The organism is Bacillus haynesii (assembly GCF_001969855.1).
Classification (GTDB): domain Bacteria; phylum Bacillota; class Bacilli; order Bacillales; family Bacillaceae; genus Bacillus; species Bacillus haynesii.
The window spans coordinates 1-15751 of record NZ_MRBL01000043.1 but is presented as its reverse complement, the minus strand read 5'-3'; the positions used below and the strand labels follow the sequence as shown (position 1 = coordinate 15751).

General features: G+C 44.7%; 23 protein-coding genes and 1 rRNA gene. 21 read left to right on the top strand and 3 right to left on the bottom strand.

Translation table 11 applies throughout. The features are described from left to right. The 16 genes from secY to rpsI all read left to right on the top strand — a co-directional run bounded on the left by secY (position 1) and on the right by rpsI (position 10183). Positions 1 to 1296, top strand: a complete 1296-nt coding sequence (gene secY / locus BTA31_RS21605; protein ID WP_043925513.1) for a preprotein translocase subunit SecY — start codon at positions 1 to 3, stop codon at positions 1294 to 1296. 53 nt (positions 1297 to 1349) lie between these two features. Further along, entirely contained in the window at positions 1350 to 2003 is a 654-nt protein-coding gene (locus BTA31_RS21600; protein ID WP_043925514.1) for an adenylate kinase, read from the top strand. Next, positions 2000 to 2746, top strand: a complete 747-nt coding sequence (map, locus tag BTA31_RS21595) for a type I methionyl aminopeptidase (protein ID WP_076794176.1) — start codon at positions 2000 to 2002, stop codon at positions 2744 to 2746. The genes BTA31_RS21600 and map overlap by 4 nt, the downstream gene beginning before the upstream one ends. A 10-nt stretch (positions 2747 to 2756) precedes the next feature. Next, on the top strand, positions 2757 to 3086 hold the full coding sequence (locus BTA31_RS21590) for a KOW domain-containing RNA-binding protein (protein ID WP_003178375.1): 330 nt from the start codon (positions 2757 to 2759) through the stop codon (positions 3084 to 3086). Continuing rightward, positions 3064 to 3282 carry a translation initiation factor IF-1 gene (gene infA, locus BTA31_RS21585; protein ID WP_003178377.1) on the top strand — a complete coding sequence of 73 codons (219 nt, stop codon included), beginning with the start codon at positions 3064 to 3066 and terminating at the stop codon, positions 3280 to 3282. The genes BTA31_RS21590 and infA overlap by 23 nt, the downstream gene beginning before the upstream one ends. A 33-nt stretch (positions 3283 to 3315) precedes the next feature. Beyond that, entirely contained in the window at positions 3316 to 3429 is a 114-nt protein-coding gene (rpmJ, locus tag BTA31_RS21580; protein ID WP_003156543.1) for a 50S ribosomal protein L36, read from the top strand. 22 nt (positions 3430 to 3451) lie between these two features. Next, positions 3452 to 3817, top strand: a complete 366-nt coding sequence (gene rpsM / locus BTA31_RS21575; RefSeq protein WP_043925516.1) for a 30S ribosomal protein S13 — start codon at positions 3452 to 3454, stop codon at positions 3815 to 3817. A 20-nt stretch (positions 3818 to 3837) separates the two neighbouring features. Further along, complete coding sequence (rpsK, locus tag BTA31_RS21570; RefSeq protein WP_043925517.1) at positions 3838 to 4233, top strand: 30S ribosomal protein S11; 396 nt, start codon at positions 3838 to 3840, stop codon at positions 4231 to 4233. Positions 4234 to 4407: 174 nt separating this feature from the next. After that, entirely contained in the window at positions 4408 to 5352 is a 945-nt protein-coding gene (locus tag BTA31_RS21565) for a DNA-directed RNA polymerase subunit alpha (RefSeq protein ID WP_043925518.1), read from the top strand. A gap of 77 nt (positions 5353 to 5429) precedes the next feature. Continuing rightward, complete coding sequence (rplQ, locus tag BTA31_RS21560; protein ID WP_020449876.1) at positions 5430 to 5792, top strand: 50S ribosomal protein L17; 363 nt, start codon at positions 5430 to 5432, stop codon at positions 5790 to 5792. A gap of 141 nt (positions 5793 to 5933) precedes the next feature. Further along, positions 5934 to 6779: an energy-coupling factor ABC transporter ATP-binding protein gene (locus tag BTA31_RS21555; protein ID WP_076794174.1), complete on the top strand. Its 846-nt coding sequence runs from the start codon at positions 5934 to 5936 to the stop codon at positions 6777 to 6779. Further along, positions 6755 to 7624, top strand: coding sequence for an energy-coupling factor ABC transporter ATP-binding protein (locus tag BTA31_RS21550; protein WP_043925520.1), 870 nt, complete (start codon positions 6755 to 6757; stop codon positions 7622 to 7624). Before BTA31_RS21555 ends, BTA31_RS21550 begins: the two co-directional genes overlap by 25 nt. Beyond that, the gene (locus BTA31_RS21545; protein ID WP_076794171.1) at positions 7621 to 8418 is read left to right on the top strand and encodes an energy-coupling factor transporter transmembrane component T family protein; all 798 of its coding nucleotides are present in this window, start codon (positions 7621 to 7623) and stop codon (positions 8416 to 8418) included. Before BTA31_RS21550 ends, BTA31_RS21545 begins: the two co-directional genes overlap by 4 nt. Positions 8419 to 8428: 10 nt before the next feature. Next, positions 8429 to 9172: a tRNA pseudouridine(38-40) synthase TruA gene (gene truA / locus BTA31_RS21540; protein WP_076794169.1), complete on the top strand. Its 744-nt coding sequence runs from the start codon at positions 8429 to 8431 to the stop codon at positions 9170 to 9172. Between the two features lie 160 nt (positions 9173 to 9332). Next, entirely contained in the window at positions 9333 to 9770 is a 438-nt protein-coding gene (gene rplM / locus BTA31_RS21535; protein ID WP_020449881.1) for a 50S ribosomal protein L13, read from the top strand. 20 nt (positions 9771 to 9790) lie between these two features. Further along, on the top strand, positions 9791 to 10183 hold the full coding sequence (rpsI, locus tag BTA31_RS21530; protein WP_006640345.1) for a 30S ribosomal protein S9: 393 nt from the start codon (positions 9791 to 9793) through the stop codon (positions 10181 to 10183). A gap of 51 nt (positions 10184 to 10234) precedes the next feature. On the opposite strand, the gene BTA31_RS21525 is transcribed toward rpsI, so the two are convergent. Beyond that, the gene (locus BTA31_RS21525) at positions 10235 to 10693 is read right to left on the bottom strand and encodes a DinB family protein (protein WP_076794167.1); all 459 of its coding nucleotides are present in this window, start codon (positions 10691 to 10693) and stop codon (positions 10235 to 10237) included. A gap of 110 nt (positions 10694 to 10803) precedes the next feature. Between BTA31_RS21525 and BTA31_RS21520 the strand changes: the two genes are divergently transcribed. The 3 genes from BTA31_RS21520 (at position 10804) to BTA31_RS21510 (ending at position 13200) form a co-directional block, all read left to right on the top strand. Continuing rightward, complete coding sequence (locus tag BTA31_RS21520) at positions 10804 to 11247, top strand: YbaK family protein (RefSeq protein WP_076794164.1); 444 nt, start codon at positions 10804 to 10806, stop codon at positions 11245 to 11247. Between the two features lie 92 nt (positions 11248 to 11339). Then, positions 11340 to 12053: an N-acetylmuramoyl-L-alanine amidase CwlD gene (gene cwlD / locus BTA31_RS21515; protein ID WP_043925525.1), complete on the top strand. Its 714-nt coding sequence runs from the start codon at positions 11340 to 11342 to the stop codon at positions 12051 to 12053. Between the two features lie 85 nt (positions 12054 to 12138). After that, the gene (locus tag BTA31_RS21510; RefSeq protein WP_076794161.1) at positions 12139 to 13200 is read left to right on the top strand and encodes an Mrp/NBP35 family ATP-binding protein; all 1062 of its coding nucleotides are present in this window, start codon (positions 12139 to 12141) and stop codon (positions 13198 to 13200) included. Between the two features lie 44 nt (positions 13201 to 13244). Here the strand turns inward: BTA31_RS21510 and gerD are convergent, their stop codons facing one another. Then, positions 13245 to 13826, bottom strand: coding sequence for a spore germination lipoprotein GerD (gerD, locus tag BTA31_RS21505; protein WP_043925527.1), 582 nt, complete (start codon positions 13824 to 13826; stop codon positions 13245 to 13247). 112 nt (positions 13827 to 13938) lie between these two features. Here gerD and BTA31_RS21500 point away from each other — a divergent pair, with 112 nt between their 5' ends. Continuing rightward, positions 13939 to 14538, top strand: coding sequence for a KinB-signaling pathway activation protein (locus BTA31_RS21500; protein ID WP_076794159.1), 600 nt, complete (start codon positions 13939 to 13941; stop codon positions 14536 to 14538). A gap of 8 nt (positions 14539 to 14546) precedes the next feature. On the opposite strand, the gene pdaB is transcribed toward BTA31_RS21500, so the two are convergent. Then, positions 14547 to 15311: a polysaccharide deacetylase family sporulation protein PdaB gene (pdaB, locus tag BTA31_RS21495; RefSeq protein ID WP_043925529.1), complete on the bottom strand. Its 765-nt coding sequence runs from the start codon at positions 15309 to 15311 to the stop codon at positions 14547 to 14549. 337 nt (positions 15312 to 15648) lie between these two features. On the opposite strand from pdaB, the gene BTA31_RS21490 reads away from it, so the two are divergent. After that, positions 15649 to 15751, top strand: a 16S ribosomal RNA gene (locus BTA31_RS21490); the annotation flags it as partial.

Here is a 15751-nt window from a genome sequence, read left to right as displayed (position 1 = left end):
TTGTTTAAGACAATCTCCAATTTTATGCGTGTGAAGGATATTCGGAATAAGATTATCTTCACTCTTTTAATGCTTATCGTCTTTCGTCTCGGTTCGTTCATTCCTGTGCCGCACGTAAACACAGAAGTTTTAAAGGCACAGGATCAAATGAGCGTATTTGGGATTCTAAACACATTTGGCGGCGGTGCATTGTTCAACTTCTCCATTCTTGCGATGGGAATCATGCCTTACATCACAGCTTCAATCATCATCCAGCTCCTGCAGATGGATGTTGTACCGAAGTTTACCGAATGGTCTAAGCAAGGGGAAGTTGGTCGCCGAAAACTAGCTCAGTTCACAAGGTACTTCACAATCGTTCTTGGATTTATCCAGGCTTTAGGTATGTCTTACGGGTTTAACAACATGGCCGGCGGCGCGTTGATTACAGACCCTGGAGTCGGTACTTATTTGCTTATTGCGATTGTACTAACTGCTGGAACTGCTTTTTTAATGTGGTTGGGAGAACAAATTACGTCTCATGGAGTTGGTAACGGAATATCCATTATCATCTTCGCCGGTATCGTTGCCGGCATTCCGCAGACGATTAATCAGATCTACGCTCAGCAGTTTGTAGATGCTGGAGATCAGTTATTCTTGCAAATCATAAAGGTTGTCGTTATATTGGTTGCGATTTTGGCGATTGTCGTTGGCGTTATTTTCATCCAACAGGCAGTTAGAAAAATCTCAATTCAATATGCGAAAGGTTCAGGCCGTTCACCGGTTCCTGGCGGCCAGTCTACACACTTGCCGCTGAAGGTTAACCCGGCGGGAGTTATTCCGGTTATCTTTGCAGTAGCATTTATCACCACTCCGCGGACCGTGGCAACATTCTTTGGTACCAATGACGTCACGAATTGGATTCAAAAAACGTTTGATTACACGCATCCGGTCGGAATGGGAGTTTATGCGGCATTGATCATTGCCTTTACCTATTTCTATGCATTTGTGCAGGTAAACCCTGAGCAAATGGCCGATAATCTTAAAAAACAAGGTGGCTATATTCCGGGAGTTCGTCCAGGAAAAATGACTCAAGATAGAATTACGAGCATTTTGTATCGACTTACATTTGTAGGCTCCATATTCTTGGCCGTGATTGCCATTCTTCCTGTCTTGTTCGTTAATATTGCTGGGCTGCCTTCATCTGCACAAATTGGCGGAACAAGTTTGCTGATTGTCATCGGGGTTGCACTTGAAACAATGAAGCAGCTTGAAAGCCAGCTGGTAAAACGAAACTATCGTGGATTTATGAAGCACTAGAGGAAATGGGGCGCGCCCATTCCCTCTAAAATAGAGAGGACGGGGAATCCGAAATGAACTTAGTCTTAATGGGACTGCCTGGAGCCGGTAAAGGGACACAGGCTGAACGGATTGTTGAAGATTTTGGGATACCTCATATCTCAACAGGAGACATGTTCCGCGCTGCGATGAAAGAAGAAACGGATCTGGGACTTGAAGCCAAATCATACATTGATAAAGGCGAGCTAGTTCCGGATGAAGTGACAATTGGTATTGTCAGGGAGAGACTTGGCAAGAATGATTGTGACGGAGGTTTTCTTCTGGACGGATTTCCGAGAACAGTCGCTCAAGCAGAAGCACTTGAGGAAATTCTTAAAGGACTTGGCAAGTCGATTGACCATGTCATCAACATTCAAGTCGATAAAGATGCATTGATGGAACGTCTGACAGGACGCAGAATCTGCAAAAACTGCGGTGCAACTTATCATTTAGTCTTTAATCCGCCTGCAAAAGAAAATGTATGCGACAAGTGTGGAGGCGAGCTTTATCAGCGTGAAGACGATAATGAAGCTACCGTATCCACGCGGTTAGAGGTCAACATGAAGCAAACTCAGCCTTTACTCGATTTCTACGAGGATAAAGGATATCTCGTAAACATTGACGGGCAGAAGCACATCAATGAAGTTTACGCTGATATAAAGGAGCTTCTCGGAGGCCAGGACAAATGATTATTTGTAAAACTCCCCGAGAAATCGAAATCATGCGGGAAGCTGGACGAATTGTCGCTTTAACTCATCAGGAGCTAAAAAAGCACATTAAACCCGGCATCTCGACAAAAGAACTGGATCAAATTGCCGAACGTTTTATTACAAAGCAAGGTGCAATCCCATCTTTTAAAGGGTATAATGGTTTTCGCGGGAGCATTTGCGTTTCGGTCAACGAAGAACTCGTGCACGGTATTCCGGGAAACCGGGTCCTTCGCGACGGAGACATCATCAGCATCGATATCGGTGCGAAGCTGAACGGTTATCATGGTGACTCTGCATGGACTTATCCAGTGGGTACGATTAGCGATGATGATCAGAAGCTGCTGGATGTGACAGAAGAGTCTTTATATAGAGGCTTGAAGGAAGCGAAACCGGGAGAACGTTTGTCGAATATTTCCCACGCAATTCAAACGTATGTCGAAAGCGAACAATTTTCAGTCGTCAGGGAATATGTAGGACACGGGGTAGGGCAGGATCTGCATGAGGATCCGCAAATTCCTCACTACGGTCCGCCGAACAAAGGCCCGAGTTTAAAGCCTGGCATGGTATTGGCGATTGAGCCGATGGTCAATGCAGGCACACGCTATGTCAAAACATTGGCTGACAACTGGACGGTTGTAACTGTGGACGGGAAGAAGTGTGCTCACTTTGAACACACGATTGCCATTACGGATGCCGGTTTTGAGATACTGACAAAAGCCTAGGTGAAATGGGATGTATCGGAAAACACCTGAAATTGGACAGTTCGTACGCATGACAAGAGGCCGCGAAATGAACCAATACGCAGTTGTTATTGATATAGTCGATCATCATCATGTGCTGGTAGCAGACGGAGAAAAGCGTAAATTTCATTCTCCTAAGAAAAAGAATATCAATCATTTAACCTTTTATGATTGCGTATCTCCGGAAGTTCAGAACAGTATAAACGAAACAGGGCGTGTGACAAACGGAAAATTGAGATTTTCTCTTTTGAAATTTGTCAGAGAGCAAGTTACTGATTTGAAGAAGGGAGAACACTTGAATGGCGAAAGACGATGTAATTGAAGTGGAAGGTACTGTAGTCGAAACGCTGCCAAACGCAATGTTCAAAGTTGAACTTGAGAATGGCCACACAGTTTTGGCTCACGTATCTGGTAAAATCCGCATGCACTTCATTCGCATTTTACCTGGAGACAAAGTTACGGTAGAATTATCTCCATATGACTTAACTCGTGGTAGAATTACGTACCGTTACAAATAAAGCACTCCGGAAATTGAAGGAGGTTGGAAACACATGAAAGTGAGACCATCAGTTAAACCGATCTGTGAAAAATGTAAGGTCATTCGCAGAAAAGGAAAAGTAATGGTGATCTGTGAAAATCCAAAGCATAAACAAAAACAAGGATAATTTTTAAGGAGGTGCGAGAGAGATGGCTCGTATTGCTGGTGTAGATATCCCACGTGATAAGCGTGTTGTTATTTCATTAACATACATCTTTGGAATCGGTCGTACAACGGCTCAGCAAATCTTAAAAGATGCTGGAGTTTCTGAAGATACTCGCGTTCGTGATTTGACTGAAGAAGAACTTGGTAAAATCCGTGACGTGATCGACAAATTGAAAGTTGAAGGTGACCTTCGCCGTGAAGTGTCTCTTAACATCAAACGTCTGATCGAAATCGGAAGCTACCGCGGAATTCGTCATCGTCGCGGATTGCCTGTTCGCGGTCAAAATACTAAAAATAATGCGCGTACTCGTAAAGGTCCGCGTCGTACTGTAGCTAACAAGAAAAAATAAGCAAGGGAGGTAATTAAACAATGGCTGCTGCTCGTAAAACAAACACGCGTAAACGCCGCGTGAAAAAGAATATTGAAGCTGGAATTGCTCATATCCGTTCAACTTTCAACAACACGATTGTTACTATCACAGATGTTCATGGCAATGCTCTTTCTTGGTCAAGTGCCGGATCTCTAGGATTTAAAGGTTCTAAAAAATCCACTCCATTCGCTGCACAAATGGCTGCTGAAACAGCTGCTAAAGGTTCTATCGAACATGGACTTAAAACTCTTGAAGTTACTGTAAAAGGACCAGGTTCCGGCCGTGAAGCTGCAATTCGTGCACTTCAAGCTGCTGGACTAGAAGTTACAGCGATCAGAGACGTAACGCCTGTTCCTCATAACGGATGCCGTCCGCCAAAACGTCGCCGCGTGTAATTTGTTTGTATAGATTTTGTGTCCCTGTCAATAATGGGTTATGATACAGTTAATTTATAAAACGAATGCACACTCGTTGCCTGAGCACATACGGGACTAAACAATGGGGAATTTCGGATAGAATCAGAGAAATTCTTTCCGGGGTTTCGACGTTTTGAAGGAGGGTTTTATGAAATGATCGAGATTGAAAAACCAAAAATCGAAACGGTTGAAATCAGCGACGATGCCAAGTATGGTAAATTTGTCGTAGAGCCACTTGAGCGTGGATATGGTACAACTTTGGGTAACTCCTTACGTCGTATCCTTTTATCCTCACTCCCTGGTGCCGCTGTAACATCGATCCAAATAGATGGTGTACTGCATGAATTCTCGACGATCGAAGGCGTTGTTGAAGATGTTACAACGATTATCTTAAACATTAAAAAACTTGCACTGAAAATCTACTCTGAAGAAGAGAAGACGCTTGAGATTGATGTTCAGGGTGAAGGAGTTGTAACAGCTGCTGATATTACCCACGACAGTGATGTTGAGATTTTGAATCCTGATCTTCACATTGCGACTCTTGGCCAAAATGCGAGTTTTCGAGTTCGCTTAACCGCTCAAAGAGGTCGCGGGTATACACCAGCTGACTCGAATAAAAGAGACGATCAGCCGATTGGCGTCATCCCGATTGATTCCATCTTTACACCGGTTTCTCGTGTATCTTATCAAGTTGAGAATACTCGTGTGGGTCAGATTACAAACTATGACAAACTTACGCTTGACGTATGGACAGATGGAAGCACTGGACCAAAAGAAGCAATTGCGCTTGGTTCAAAGATTTTGACTGAACACCTTAATATTTTTGTCGGTTTGACCGACGAAGCTCAGCATGCTGAAATTATGGTTGAAAAAGAAGAGGATCAAAAAGAAAAAGTTCTTGAAATGACTATTGAAGAGCTCGATCTTTCTGTCCGTTCTTACAACTGCTTGAAGCGTGCGGGAATCAATACAGTTCAAGAACTTGCGAACAAAACTGAAGAAGATATGATGAAAGTTCGCAACCTGGGTCGCAAGTCGCTTGAAGAAGTAAAAGCGAAACTTGAAGAACTTGGACTTGGCCTTCGCAAAGACGATTGACTAGTTTCCATGTGAACTAGGATTTTCGTGTGTTTTTTATTTCAGATAGAGTATTTCAATAAAGGAGGGGACACCACATGTCATACAGAAAACTAGGACGCACTAGTGCACAGCGTAAAGCAATGCTGCGTGATCTTACAACAGACTTGATCATCAACGAGAGAATTGAAACAACAGAAGCTCGCGCGAAAGAACTTCGCTCTGTTGTAGAAAAAATGATTACACTTGGCAAGCGCGGAGATTTACACGCACGCCGCCAAGCAGCTGCATACATCCGCAATGAGGTTGCAGATGCAGAGAAAGACCAAGATGCACTTCAAAAACTTTTCTCTGATGTAGCACCTCGTTATGAAGAGCGCCAAGGCGGATACACACGTATTATGAAGCTTGGTCCTCGCCGTGGTGACGGAGCACCAATGGCTATCATCGAATTGGTTTAATCACATATTTTGTGTGTCTAAAGAAGGGCGGGACAGTTTTTAACTGGATCTATGCCCTTTTTTTAGATACCGGGGAATTTTCTATGATAAAAGAATAGTCAGAAAAGCAGAGCTTTAGAGGAGAGGAGGCCGGACGGGCAAATGAATCAAGAGCGATTAATCGCTGCAGAGAATATCACGTTTCGCTACCAGAAGGATGCAGACAGGCCTGCACTTGATCACGTATCTTTCCATGTGTCGAAAGGAGAATGGCTTGCGATCGTCGGTCACAACGGCTCAGGGAAGTCGACGCTCGCCCGTGCTTTAAACGGACTAATCCTGCCTGACGAAGGATCGATTGAAGTCGGCGGTATCAAGCTGACGGAAGAGACGGTCTGGGATGTCCGAAAAAAAGTCGGCATGGTGTTTCAAAATCCGGATAACCAATTTGTCGGGACAACCGTCCGCGATGATGTGGCTTTTGGTTTAGAAAACAGCGGAGTTCCAAGAGAAGACATGGTGGAAAGGGTGGATTGGGCCGTTCAACAGGTGAACATGCAAGAATTTCTCGATCAAGAGCCGCACCATCTCTCGGGAGGACAAAAGCAGCGTGTTGCGATTGCGGGAGTACTTGCCGCCCGGCCTGACATCATGATTCTCGACGAAGCGACTTCCATGCTCGACCCGATGGGGCGGGAAGAAGTGCTGGATACGGTTAGAAGGCTGAAAGACCAAGGAATGGTTACGGTCATTTCGATTACACATGACTTAAACGAAGCGGCTAAGGCCGACCGGATCATCGTCATGAACAGCGGGAGAAAATTTGCCGAAGGCACGCCGCAGGAAGTCTTTCGTCTGAATCAAGACCTGATTAAAATCGGGCTTGATTTGCCTTTTTCTTTTCAGCTTAGCCAAATGCTGAAGGAAAGCGGTCTGGCTCTGAAAGGCGATCATCTGACACAAGAAGGATTGGTGAATGAGCTATGGACATTGAAATCAAAGATGTAGAGCACCGATACCAGATGAAAACGCCTTTTGAACGCCTGGCGATCTATGATGTCAACGCTGTGATTAAAGAAGGAAGCTATGTCGCTGTGATCGGTCATACAGGTTCGGGAAAATCGACATTGCTTCAGCACCTGAACGGGCTTTTAAAACCGACAAAAGGACAGATACGCCTCGGCGAGGACGTTCTTGAAGCAGGCAAAAAGAATAAACACCTAAAAGCTTTGCGGAAAAAGGTCGGGATTGTCTTTCAGTTTCCCGAACATCAGCTGTTTGAAGAAACGATTTTAAAGGATATCGCATTCGGCCCGATCAACTTCGGCATGAGCCGGGAGAAGGCGGAAGAAAAAGCGAGGGAAATGCTGAAGCTTGTAGGTTTGGATGAGGAGCTGTCCGACCGGTCCCCGTTTGAACTAAGCGGCGGGCAAATGCGACGCGTCGCCATTGCGGGAGTGCTGGCGATGGAGCCTGAAGTTCTCGTCCTCGATGAACCGACGGCAGGGCTTGACCCAAGAGGCCGCAAAGAGATCATGGACATGTTCTACAGCCTCCATAAGCAGAGGAAGCTGACGACGATTCTCGTCACCCACAGTATGGAAGATGCGGCAGCGTATGCAGATGAACTGATTGTGATGCATAAAGGCACGGTCAAAGCAAAAGGAACGCCGCGGGAGCTTTTTTCAAGGAAAGACGATATCGCCGCCTTAGGGCTTGATTTGCCGGAAACGATTAAACTCCAAAAACGCCTTGAAGAGACGCTGGGCATTACGTTCAAAGCGCCGATCTTGACGGTTGAAGAAGCAGCCTCCGAAATTAAAGCTCTTTTTCAGGAGGAAAATGCTCTATGATGGACAATATCATTATCGGCAAATATGTACCCGGGAAATCGATCATTCATCGGCTCGATCCGCGTACAAAGCTGTTAACCATTTTCCTTTTTGTCTTTATCGTTTTTTTCGCGAATAATACGGAAACATATGCATTGCTCGGCCTGTTTACGGTTGCAGCCGCAGCTTTGTCGGGCGTTCCGGTGCGATTCCTTTTAAAAGGAATGAAGCCGGTGTTCTGGATTGTGCTGTTTACGTTTCTGCTTCATATTTTTATGACAAGGGAAGGACCGGTTCTCGCCGATCTCGGCCTGTTTAAAATTTATGAGCAGGGGCTTGTTCAAGGGCTTTTTATTTCGCTGCGCTTTGTTTACCTCATCATGATCACAACGATTTTAACATTGACGACGACTCCAATCGAAGTGACCGATGGTTTGGAGCATTTGCTCGGTCCGTTTAAAAAACTGAAGCTTCCTGTTCATGAACTCGCTCTCATGATGTCCATCTCCCTCAGATTTATACCGACTCTGATCGAAGAGACGGATAAAATCATGAAAGCGCAAATGGCAAGAGGCGTCGATTTTACGAACGGCCCGCTGAAAGAGCGTGTCAAAGCGATCGTTCCTCTTCTTGTCCCGCTGTTTGTCAGTGCCTTTAAAAGAGCCGAAGAGCTTGCAACCGCGATGGAGGCGCGAGGATACAGGGGAGGGGAAGGCCGTACAAAATACAGGCAGCTGACGTGGAAATGGAAGGATACTTCCGTGCTCCTCATTTTAGCTGTTCTTGGCGTTTTGCTAATTTTATTGCGGACTTAGGTGATAGACGATGAGAATGAAGTGCACGATTTCATATGACGGACACCTTTTTTACGGCTACCAAGTGCAGCCTGGGCAAAGAACGGTTCAGGATGAGCTTGAAAAAGCGCTGCAAACGCTCCATAAAGCGAAGGAGCGTATTCCTGTCGTTTCATCCGGGCGCACCGACAGCGGCGTCCACGCAGTCGGACAGACGATTCATTTTGACAGTCCGCTATCCATCCCTGAGGCGAAATGGCCGTATGCTTTGAATGCCCTGCTGCCTGATGATATATCGGTCCACAAGGCGGAAGCTGTCGATGATCAATTTCATGCGAGGTTTTCTGCGAAAAGAAAAGAATACCGGTATATGATCTACAGGGGCAAACATCCGGACGTTTTTAAGCGCTACTATGCATACCATGTTCCATATGATCTTGATATGGAGAAAGTCAAAGAAGCCTGCCGCTATCTGGTCGGAACCCATGACTTCACAAGCTTTTGTGCGACTAAAACCGAAGTGAAGGACAAAGTCAGAACGGTCCATGAACTGGAATGGTCTGACACAGGGGACGGACTGCAGATGAGAATTGTGGGAAGCGGATTTTTGTATAACATGGTTAGAATCATTGTCGGCACGCTTCTTGATGTAGGAACCGGCAAATTTTCCCCTGGTGACATTGAAAAGATGATTCTTGCCAGAAGCCGCGATGCCGCAGGGCGCACTGCACCGGCGCACGGCTTGTATTTATGGCGTGTTATCTATGACAACTAAACCAGGTGTAACATTTTCTTGACAGAGAGTACAGAAAGTTATAAGATATCATATGGTATGTATTTCAACCCCACGATAAGCCCCGGAAACTTATTGTGTTTTGAAATAGAACGTAATTGAAGTTTATTGAAAATGGCAGATCATTTAGGAGGGAAATTTAATGCGTACAACACCTATGGCTAACGCAAGTAATATTGAACGCAAGTGGTTAGTTGTTGATGCTGCTGGCAAGACGCTAGGACGTCTTTCTACAGAAGTTGCATCTATCCTTCGCGGAAAACATAAACCAACTTACACACCACACGTTGACACTGGAGATCATGTGATCATCATCAACGCTGAAAAAATCGAGTTAACTGGTAAAAAGTTAACGGACAAAATCTACTACCGTCACACTCAACATCCAGGCGGATTAAAATCAAGAACTGCTCTTGAAATGCGTACAAACTACCCTGAGAAAATGCTTGAGCTAGCTATCAAAGGCATGCTTCCAAAAGGTTCTCTAGGTCGTCAAATGTTCAAAAAATTGAACGTATACCGTGGTTCTGAGCATCCACACGAAGCACAAAAACCTGAAGTTTACGAACTTCGCGGTTAATTAAAAAGGAGGTTACCAATTTGGCACAGGTTCAATATTACGGTACTGGCCGTCGTAAAAGCTCTGTAGCGCGTGTGCGTTTAGTTCCAGGAGAAGGCCGTATCGTCGTTAATAATCGTGAAATCAGCGAACACATCCCATCTGCAGCTCTAATCGAAGATATCAAACAACCATTAACTTTGACTGAAACAGCTGGTACTTATGACGTTTTAGTAAACGTACATGGAGGCGGCTTATCCGGTCAAGCTGGAGCAATCCGTCACGGTATCGCTCGCGCTTTGCTTGAAGCAGATCCGGAATACCGTTCAACTCTAAAACGTGCCGGTCTACTGACTCGTGACGCACGTATGAAAGAGCGTAAAAAATACGGACTTAAAGGCGCACGCCGTGCACCTCAGTTCTCAAAACGTTAATTTCTGGCGTTTCAAAGACTCTCAAACCATTTGGTTTGGGAGTTTTTTTGGTTATACTTTCCGCCCTACATATGAAGCGGATACTGGAGCAGAGCCCGATTCCCTCGCCCAGACGGAGATTTGGCCGATATGGTGGATCTCGTGTGCGATTAAATGCCTTAAAATATCGCCTTGCGTGTAGGTTTCAACTGACCAAGCCGCTTTAACCGGTAGATGTTCGAATGCGCTGTGATAATTGAAAACCACACTTTCAATTTCGGAGCGGTGCACGTCAGAAAATTGGACGATCTGCTGAATCGTTTGGTAATGAGAGTAATCAGGTTGAATATCCGGTTTTTCTAAAATGGCGTAAATCCAGCTTGTTTCCACATCTACAATATGAAACAGATTTTTCATCATGCTTCCCATTCCGCCTGAACGCTTCTTGACCAGCTCCTCTTGTGGCTGGCTGAGGCACCACTTAAACCACGCATGTCGAACTTCCCAATTATATTGAAATAATCCTTTCACTCATCTCACCTCTTCTAATATTTTCGGCTTCTTCCTCCGTTTCCCTTCCTTAGAAAAGCATGATTTCCGGCTCCCGATTGCACAATACAAGGTAAAAAGGAGGCGGTTCTATGGGGACGGTCGTATCTTTTAATAATGAAAAACAAAAGAAGCAGATCAATTTGGAAAAAAAGCTTCTGCGTGAGCTGTCTTTGGAAAAAATGCTGAGTTCTGCGGAGGAATGCTTTGCTCCTCTTTTTCACTTTTTTTCTAAGCACGCGGATATCTTGTATGACGGCTGCATCGATTTTGCCATTGAAGCATATTTGCTGGGAGCCGAGTACGGGAAGTTCGGCTATCACGGAGAACCCGTTCAACGAGCGATGGTCCGCTCAGAAAAAGAAGAAAAACAGCTTCTGCACGAGCTTTATGAATATGCGGTCAGCTGGTCTGAGGCTTTTAATATTCAAGCGGCTCATGAACCGCTCTATTATGCCTGCGAATACTTCATCCAAAGCTGGTGGAAGGAAGGCTTCAGTCAACGGGAAAGACGCTTTAAGCTTCGGCTCAGATAAAACAAAGTTTTATGTAAAAGTGCGGCCAAGCTGAATCATATTTCCTTTCCTTGTCCCATATCTTGTAGTAAGGACGAGCGGGAGGGAAAGGGATGAAGAAAAAAATAAAATGGCTCGGGTTTTTACTCGGCTTTGTCGTTTTATTATGTTTATTTCAATATCAATTCCACAATGATGATTCTTGGCGGTCATGGAATCTTCCGCTAAGCGGCAAAATCATTTATATTGATCCTGGACACGGGGGCGCGGATGGAGGAGCATCAAGCGGTGAACTCCTTGAAAAAGACGTGGCACTTGAAGTATCCCTTAGAATCAGGGACTATCTCCAGGAGCAGGGCGCCTTGGTGATGCTTACAAGGGAGGACGATCATGATCTCGCTCCTGAAGAAACGAAGGGACTCAGCAGAAGGAAAGCGGAAGACTTGCGGAAGAGGGTCGACATGATCAACAATTCTGAAGCCGACCTTTACCTCAGCATCCATTTGAATGCGATTCCTTCTGCGCGATGGAGCGGTGCGCAAAGCTTCTATTACGGGCAATATGAAGAAAACGAACGGGCCGCCAAGTTTATTCAGGATGAATTAAGACATAATCTTGAAAACACGACGCGTAAGGCAAAGCGGATACACGGAATTTATTTGATGCAAAATGTGAAAAAGCCGGGGGCCCTCGTCGAAATCGGGTTTTTGTCTAACCCGGAAGAGGCAAAACAGCTGGCCAAGCCCAAATATCAGGACAAAATCGCCGCATCCGTTTATAAAGGCGTATTGCGCTACTTTACAGAAGACAGAGACCCTCCTGAATAAGAGGGTTTCTTTTTGTGTCAAAGACACTATAAGGAAAGATATGCTATACTTATTTTGTAAACGAATACAACAAAGGGTGAGATCAATGTTGCGAGAAGACGATGTAAAAAAAATAGTCGGCGATTTGGACGAGCCATTTCTTCACAAGCCGCTCAGAGAGCTGGATGCCGTCAAGGAAATTAAAATAAAACCCGAAAAGCGGCACGTCAGCGTAAAGGTGGCGCTCGCAAAAACGGGGTCTGCCGAACAAATGCAGCTTCAGCAGGAAATCGTCATACGGTTGAAGGAAGCCGGTGCAGAGACGGTCGGCCTGCGTTTTGAAGAGCTGCCTGAAGAAGTCGTGATGAGTTATCAAGAGTCTGCCCAAGGGCAGGATCAATCTCTGCTGAATAGTGAAAAACAGCCTGTGTTTTTAGCGGTGGCAAGCGGTAAAGGCGGCGTCGGCAAGTCGACGGTGTCGGTCAATTTGGCTGTGTCTCTGGCGCGAATCGGAAAAAAAGTCGGACTAATCGACGCCGATATTTACGGATTCAGCGTTCCGGATATGATGGGAATCACTGTACGGCCGACGATCGAAGGAGAAAAGGTCATGCCGGTTGAAAGATTCGGGGTCAAAGTGATTTCGATGGGGTTTTTTGTTGAAGACAATGCCCCTGTCATTTGGAGAGGCCCCATGCTTGGAAAAATGCTGAATAACTTCTTCCATGAGGTTGAATGGGGAGATGTCGATTATATTATCTTAGACCTGCCACCGGGAACAGGCGATGTAGCGCTTGATGTTCACTCCATGCTTCCAAGCTGCAAAGAGGTGATCGTGTCGACGCCGCATCCTACTGCTGCGTTTGTCGCTGCAAGAGCGGGCGCGATGGCTTTGAAGACCGATCATGAAATCTTGGGGATCGTTGAAAATATGGCTTATTACGAAAGCGTCAAAACAGGTGAAAAAGAATACGTATTTGGCAAAGGCGGAGGCGAGAAGCTCGCAGAAGAACTCGGCGTTCCAATTCTGGGCAAAATTCCGCTGAAGCAGCCGGATTGGGATGACAGCGAATTTGCGCCGTCCGTTTATGATGAAAGCCACCCGACCGGCGCCATTTATTTGGATATTGCCAAAAAAATCGACGAAAGCATTTGCACAAAAGCTTAAAAAGCTTCCTCCGCGGAAGAAGCTTTTGGTGAATGAAAAGCGGCTCAACTTTGTTTTTCTTCGCCGCCTTTCATTTCTTCTTTCATGCTCTCAGAAGCAGCTTTTTTCAGTTCCTCTTCAAACTGCTTTCTGTAGAGAGGGCTTGTCAGGGTGTCGGATATGACTTCCTGCAGGTGGGTTCGGAATTCCTGGCTTCTGACTAGTTCACCGTATTTTTTAGCCATTTCAGGATCCTGCATGACCTGCATCAGCATTTTTTGGTACTCAGGATCTTTCATCAGTTTTTTCAGCACTTTTTCGTGTTCATTTTGAAGTGTTTTGGCAAAGCCTTCCGCGAATTTTGGATCTTCGAAGACTTTTTTCCAAAATTCAGCTCCTTTTTTGGAGGTCATTGTTTTTTCAACGGTTTCCTTGACCGTTTTTTCATCCATTACAAGTGTTTCATTTAATTTGTCATCATTTAATATTTCTTGAATCGCTTTTTTTCCGTCATCTGTCTTTAATATATCGACAACCATCTTTTTGGTTTGATCATAGTCCATCTCAGCTGCTTGGTCCGTGGGAGCACAAGCTGTTACAGATAGAAACAGAAAACAGCTTATCGATAGCATTGTGGTCTTGAACATGCTTAAGCTCCTTTCGAAAACTCGTCTTACCTTTAATATGAATGTCTTTTAAAAATTTATACATAACAAATATCGCTGTTACAGCGGTTTACTTAGGGGTTGGGAAGTCTCAATGAAAAGCCGTAATCTCGTCCGATTTTTCTTTTCCGTATTGGGTGTCGGAGCTTTGACTACAAGTATTGTCGGTTTTGCCTTAGAGTGGGGAAGATATCAGGAGCTGTTTCTTTCATTCGAGGTATTGGAGATTCTTTCTGTTCTATTTTGGTTTATCGGGGTTGGCATGATCTTTAGCGTGATTGCTCAAATGGGGTTTGTGATTTTCTTAACGATTCACCGCTTTGCACTGGAAATCTTCAGATCTCATTCATTGTGGAATTCGATTCAGCTGTTTTTGATTATATTTGTTGCGTTTGATTTGGTTTACTTGCGTTTTCTGTTTTTTGAAAAAGAGGGAGGCTCCATCATTCCGTATATTTGGCTGCCGCTCTTTATTTTGGCGGTAGGCATTGCGGCCGCTTATGCAAAGCAAAAACAGTCCTCTAAAAAAACGTTCGTTTCCGCATTATTTCTAATGTTTGTTTTTACTGTGATGGAGTGGTTCCCGGCGTTAAGGGTCAATGAAGAGGACTGGCTCTATTTAATGCTGCTACCTTTATTAGCCTGCAACGCTTTTCAGCTTTTAATGCTGCCAAAGTTTCAGGCGCGCACTTAGACCGGTTCCTATTTTACTTCTGATGATTTTGCATCCGTATTGGCGATTAATTCGCTGACGGTTACGTTTTTGAGTCCCTTGCCTCTGAGGTGGTGCACGATCTCAGGCAGGGCTTCTTTTGTTTGTTTGGCCGAATCTGAAGCGTGAAAGAGCACGATATCGCCAGCGTTCACCGTTTCATTTACATTTTGGACGATCTTTTGAACCCCCGGGTTCGTCCAGTCATCCGAGTTAATACTGTAGTGAACGACGGTGTAGCCGTACTGTTTAGCGACATCGAGTACGTCTTTATTAAACTGGCCGGTCGGCGGCCTTAAAAGCGTGAGGTCGTCAAGCCCGAGTTTTTGAAAGGAGTTTTGTGCTTTTGTTAAGTCTTTTTTGATCTCGCTTTTCTTCATTTGTGAATAGTTTTTATAAGCATAGCCCATGCTCCCGATCTGATGACCGTCTTTACGGATTCTTTCCACGACATCCGGATGGCGTTCCGCCCATGAAGCTGAAAGAAAAAAGGTCGCGTCTTTAATACCGTTTGCTTTTAATGTATCTAAAATAGGTATGGCCTTTTGATCTCCCCAGCTGATATTAAAAGTAAGGGCCACTTCATTTGTATCTGAATCTCCTCTATATACCGCTTTTGCTCCGCCTTCTGTAGAAAACACAGGAAGAGGGAGCAGGTTTTGTACATAAAAAAAACTTGCTGTCGCAAAAGCAGCTATCATAATAATGATTAACTGCTTAATCCGTTTGATATGCCACACATAAAAATGGTTCACAGAAAAACTCCTCCTTGTCCATGCTGCTTTGTTTTCATCCTATGCTTGTTTAAAATAGAACATAACAATAATTCATCTTAAGAAAAAAATTAAAAAGAGGGTTGACCGGATTTGAATAAACATGTTATATTATTATTCGTCGCTGATAAACAGCCGACATGAAAAAGCTCCAAAAAATAATTTTGAGAAAAGTTATTGACAAATATGTGAGCTTGATGTTATATTATTAAAGCCGCTGAACGAAGCGGAAATGATCTTTGAAAACTAAACAAGACAAACGTACCTGTTAATTCATTAAATAAATCGCACATGTGAGTGTGCGTAGTCATTATCAAACTTCATGGAGAGTTTGATCCTGGCTCAGGACGAACGCTGGCGGCGTGCCTAATACATGCAAGTCGAGCGGACCAACGGGAGCTTGCTCCCTTAGGTTAGCGGCG

Bases quoted from the DNA above. Each gene is read 5' to 3' on its own strand.
- BTA31_RS21600 (WP_043925514.1), top strand. From the start codon at position 1,350: ATGAACTTAGTCTTAATGGGACTGCCTGGAGCCGGTAAAGGGACACAG.
- map (WP_076794176.1), top strand. From the start codon at position 2,000: ATGATTATTTGTAAAACTCCCCGAGAAATCGAAATCATGCGGGAAGCT.
- BTA31_RS21590 (WP_003178375.1), top strand. From the start codon at position 2,757: ATGTATCGGAAAACACCTGAAATTGGACAGTTCGTACGCATGACAAGA.
- infA (WP_003178377.1), top strand. From the start codon at position 3,064: ATGGCGAAAGACGATGTAATTGAAGTGGAAGGTACTGTAGTCGAAACG.
- rpmJ (WP_003156543.1), top strand. From the start codon at position 3,316: ATGAAAGTGAGACCATCAGTTAAACCGATCTGTGAAAAATGTAAGGTC.
- rpsM (WP_043925516.1), top strand. From the start codon at position 3,452: ATGGCTCGTATTGCTGGTGTAGATATCCCACGTGATAAGCGTGTTGTT.
- rpsK (WP_043925517.1), top strand. From the start codon at position 3,838: ATGGCTGCTGCTCGTAAAACAAACACGCGTAAACGCCGCGTGAAAAAG.
- BTA31_RS21565 (WP_043925518.1), top strand. From the start codon at position 4,408: ATGATCGAGATTGAAAAACCAAAAATCGAAACGGTTGAAATCAGCGAC.
- rplQ (WP_020449876.1), top strand. From the start codon at position 5,430: ATGTCATACAGAAAACTAGGACGCACTAGTGCACAGCGTAAAGCAATG.
- BTA31_RS21555 (WP_076794174.1), top strand. From the start codon at position 5,934: ATGAATCAAGAGCGATTAATCGCTGCAGAGAATATCACGTTTCGCTAC.
- BTA31_RS21550 (WP_043925520.1), top strand. From the start codon at position 6,755: ATGGACATTGAAATCAAAGATGTAGAGCACCGATACCAGATGAAAACG.
- BTA31_RS21545 (WP_076794171.1), top strand. From the start codon at position 7,621: ATGATGGACAATATCATTATCGGCAAATATGTACCCGGGAAATCGATC.
- truA (WP_076794169.1), top strand. From the start codon at position 8,429: ATGAGAATGAAGTGCACGATTTCATATGACGGACACCTTTTTTACGGC.
- rplM (WP_020449881.1), top strand. From the start codon at position 9,333: ATGCGTACAACACCTATGGCTAACGCAAGTAATATTGAACGCAAGTGG.
- BTA31_RS21520 (WP_076794164.1), top strand. From the start codon at position 10,804: ATGGGGACGGTCGTATCTTTTAATAATGAAAAACAAAAGAAGCAGATC.
- cwlD (WP_043925525.1), top strand. From the start codon at position 11,340: ATGAAGAAAAAAATAAAATGGCTCGGGTTTTTACTCGGCTTTGTCGTT.
- BTA31_RS21510 (WP_076794161.1), top strand. From the start codon at position 12,139: ATGTTGCGAGAAGACGATGTAAAAAAAATAGTCGGCGATTTGGACGAG.
- gerD (WP_043925527.1), bottom strand. From the start codon at position 13,826: ATGTTCAAGACCACAATGCTATCGATAAGCTGTTTTCTGTTTCTATCT.
- BTA31_RS21500 (WP_076794159.1), top strand. From the start codon at position 13,939: ATGAAAAGCCGTAATCTCGTCCGATTTTTCTTTTCCGTATTGGGTGTC.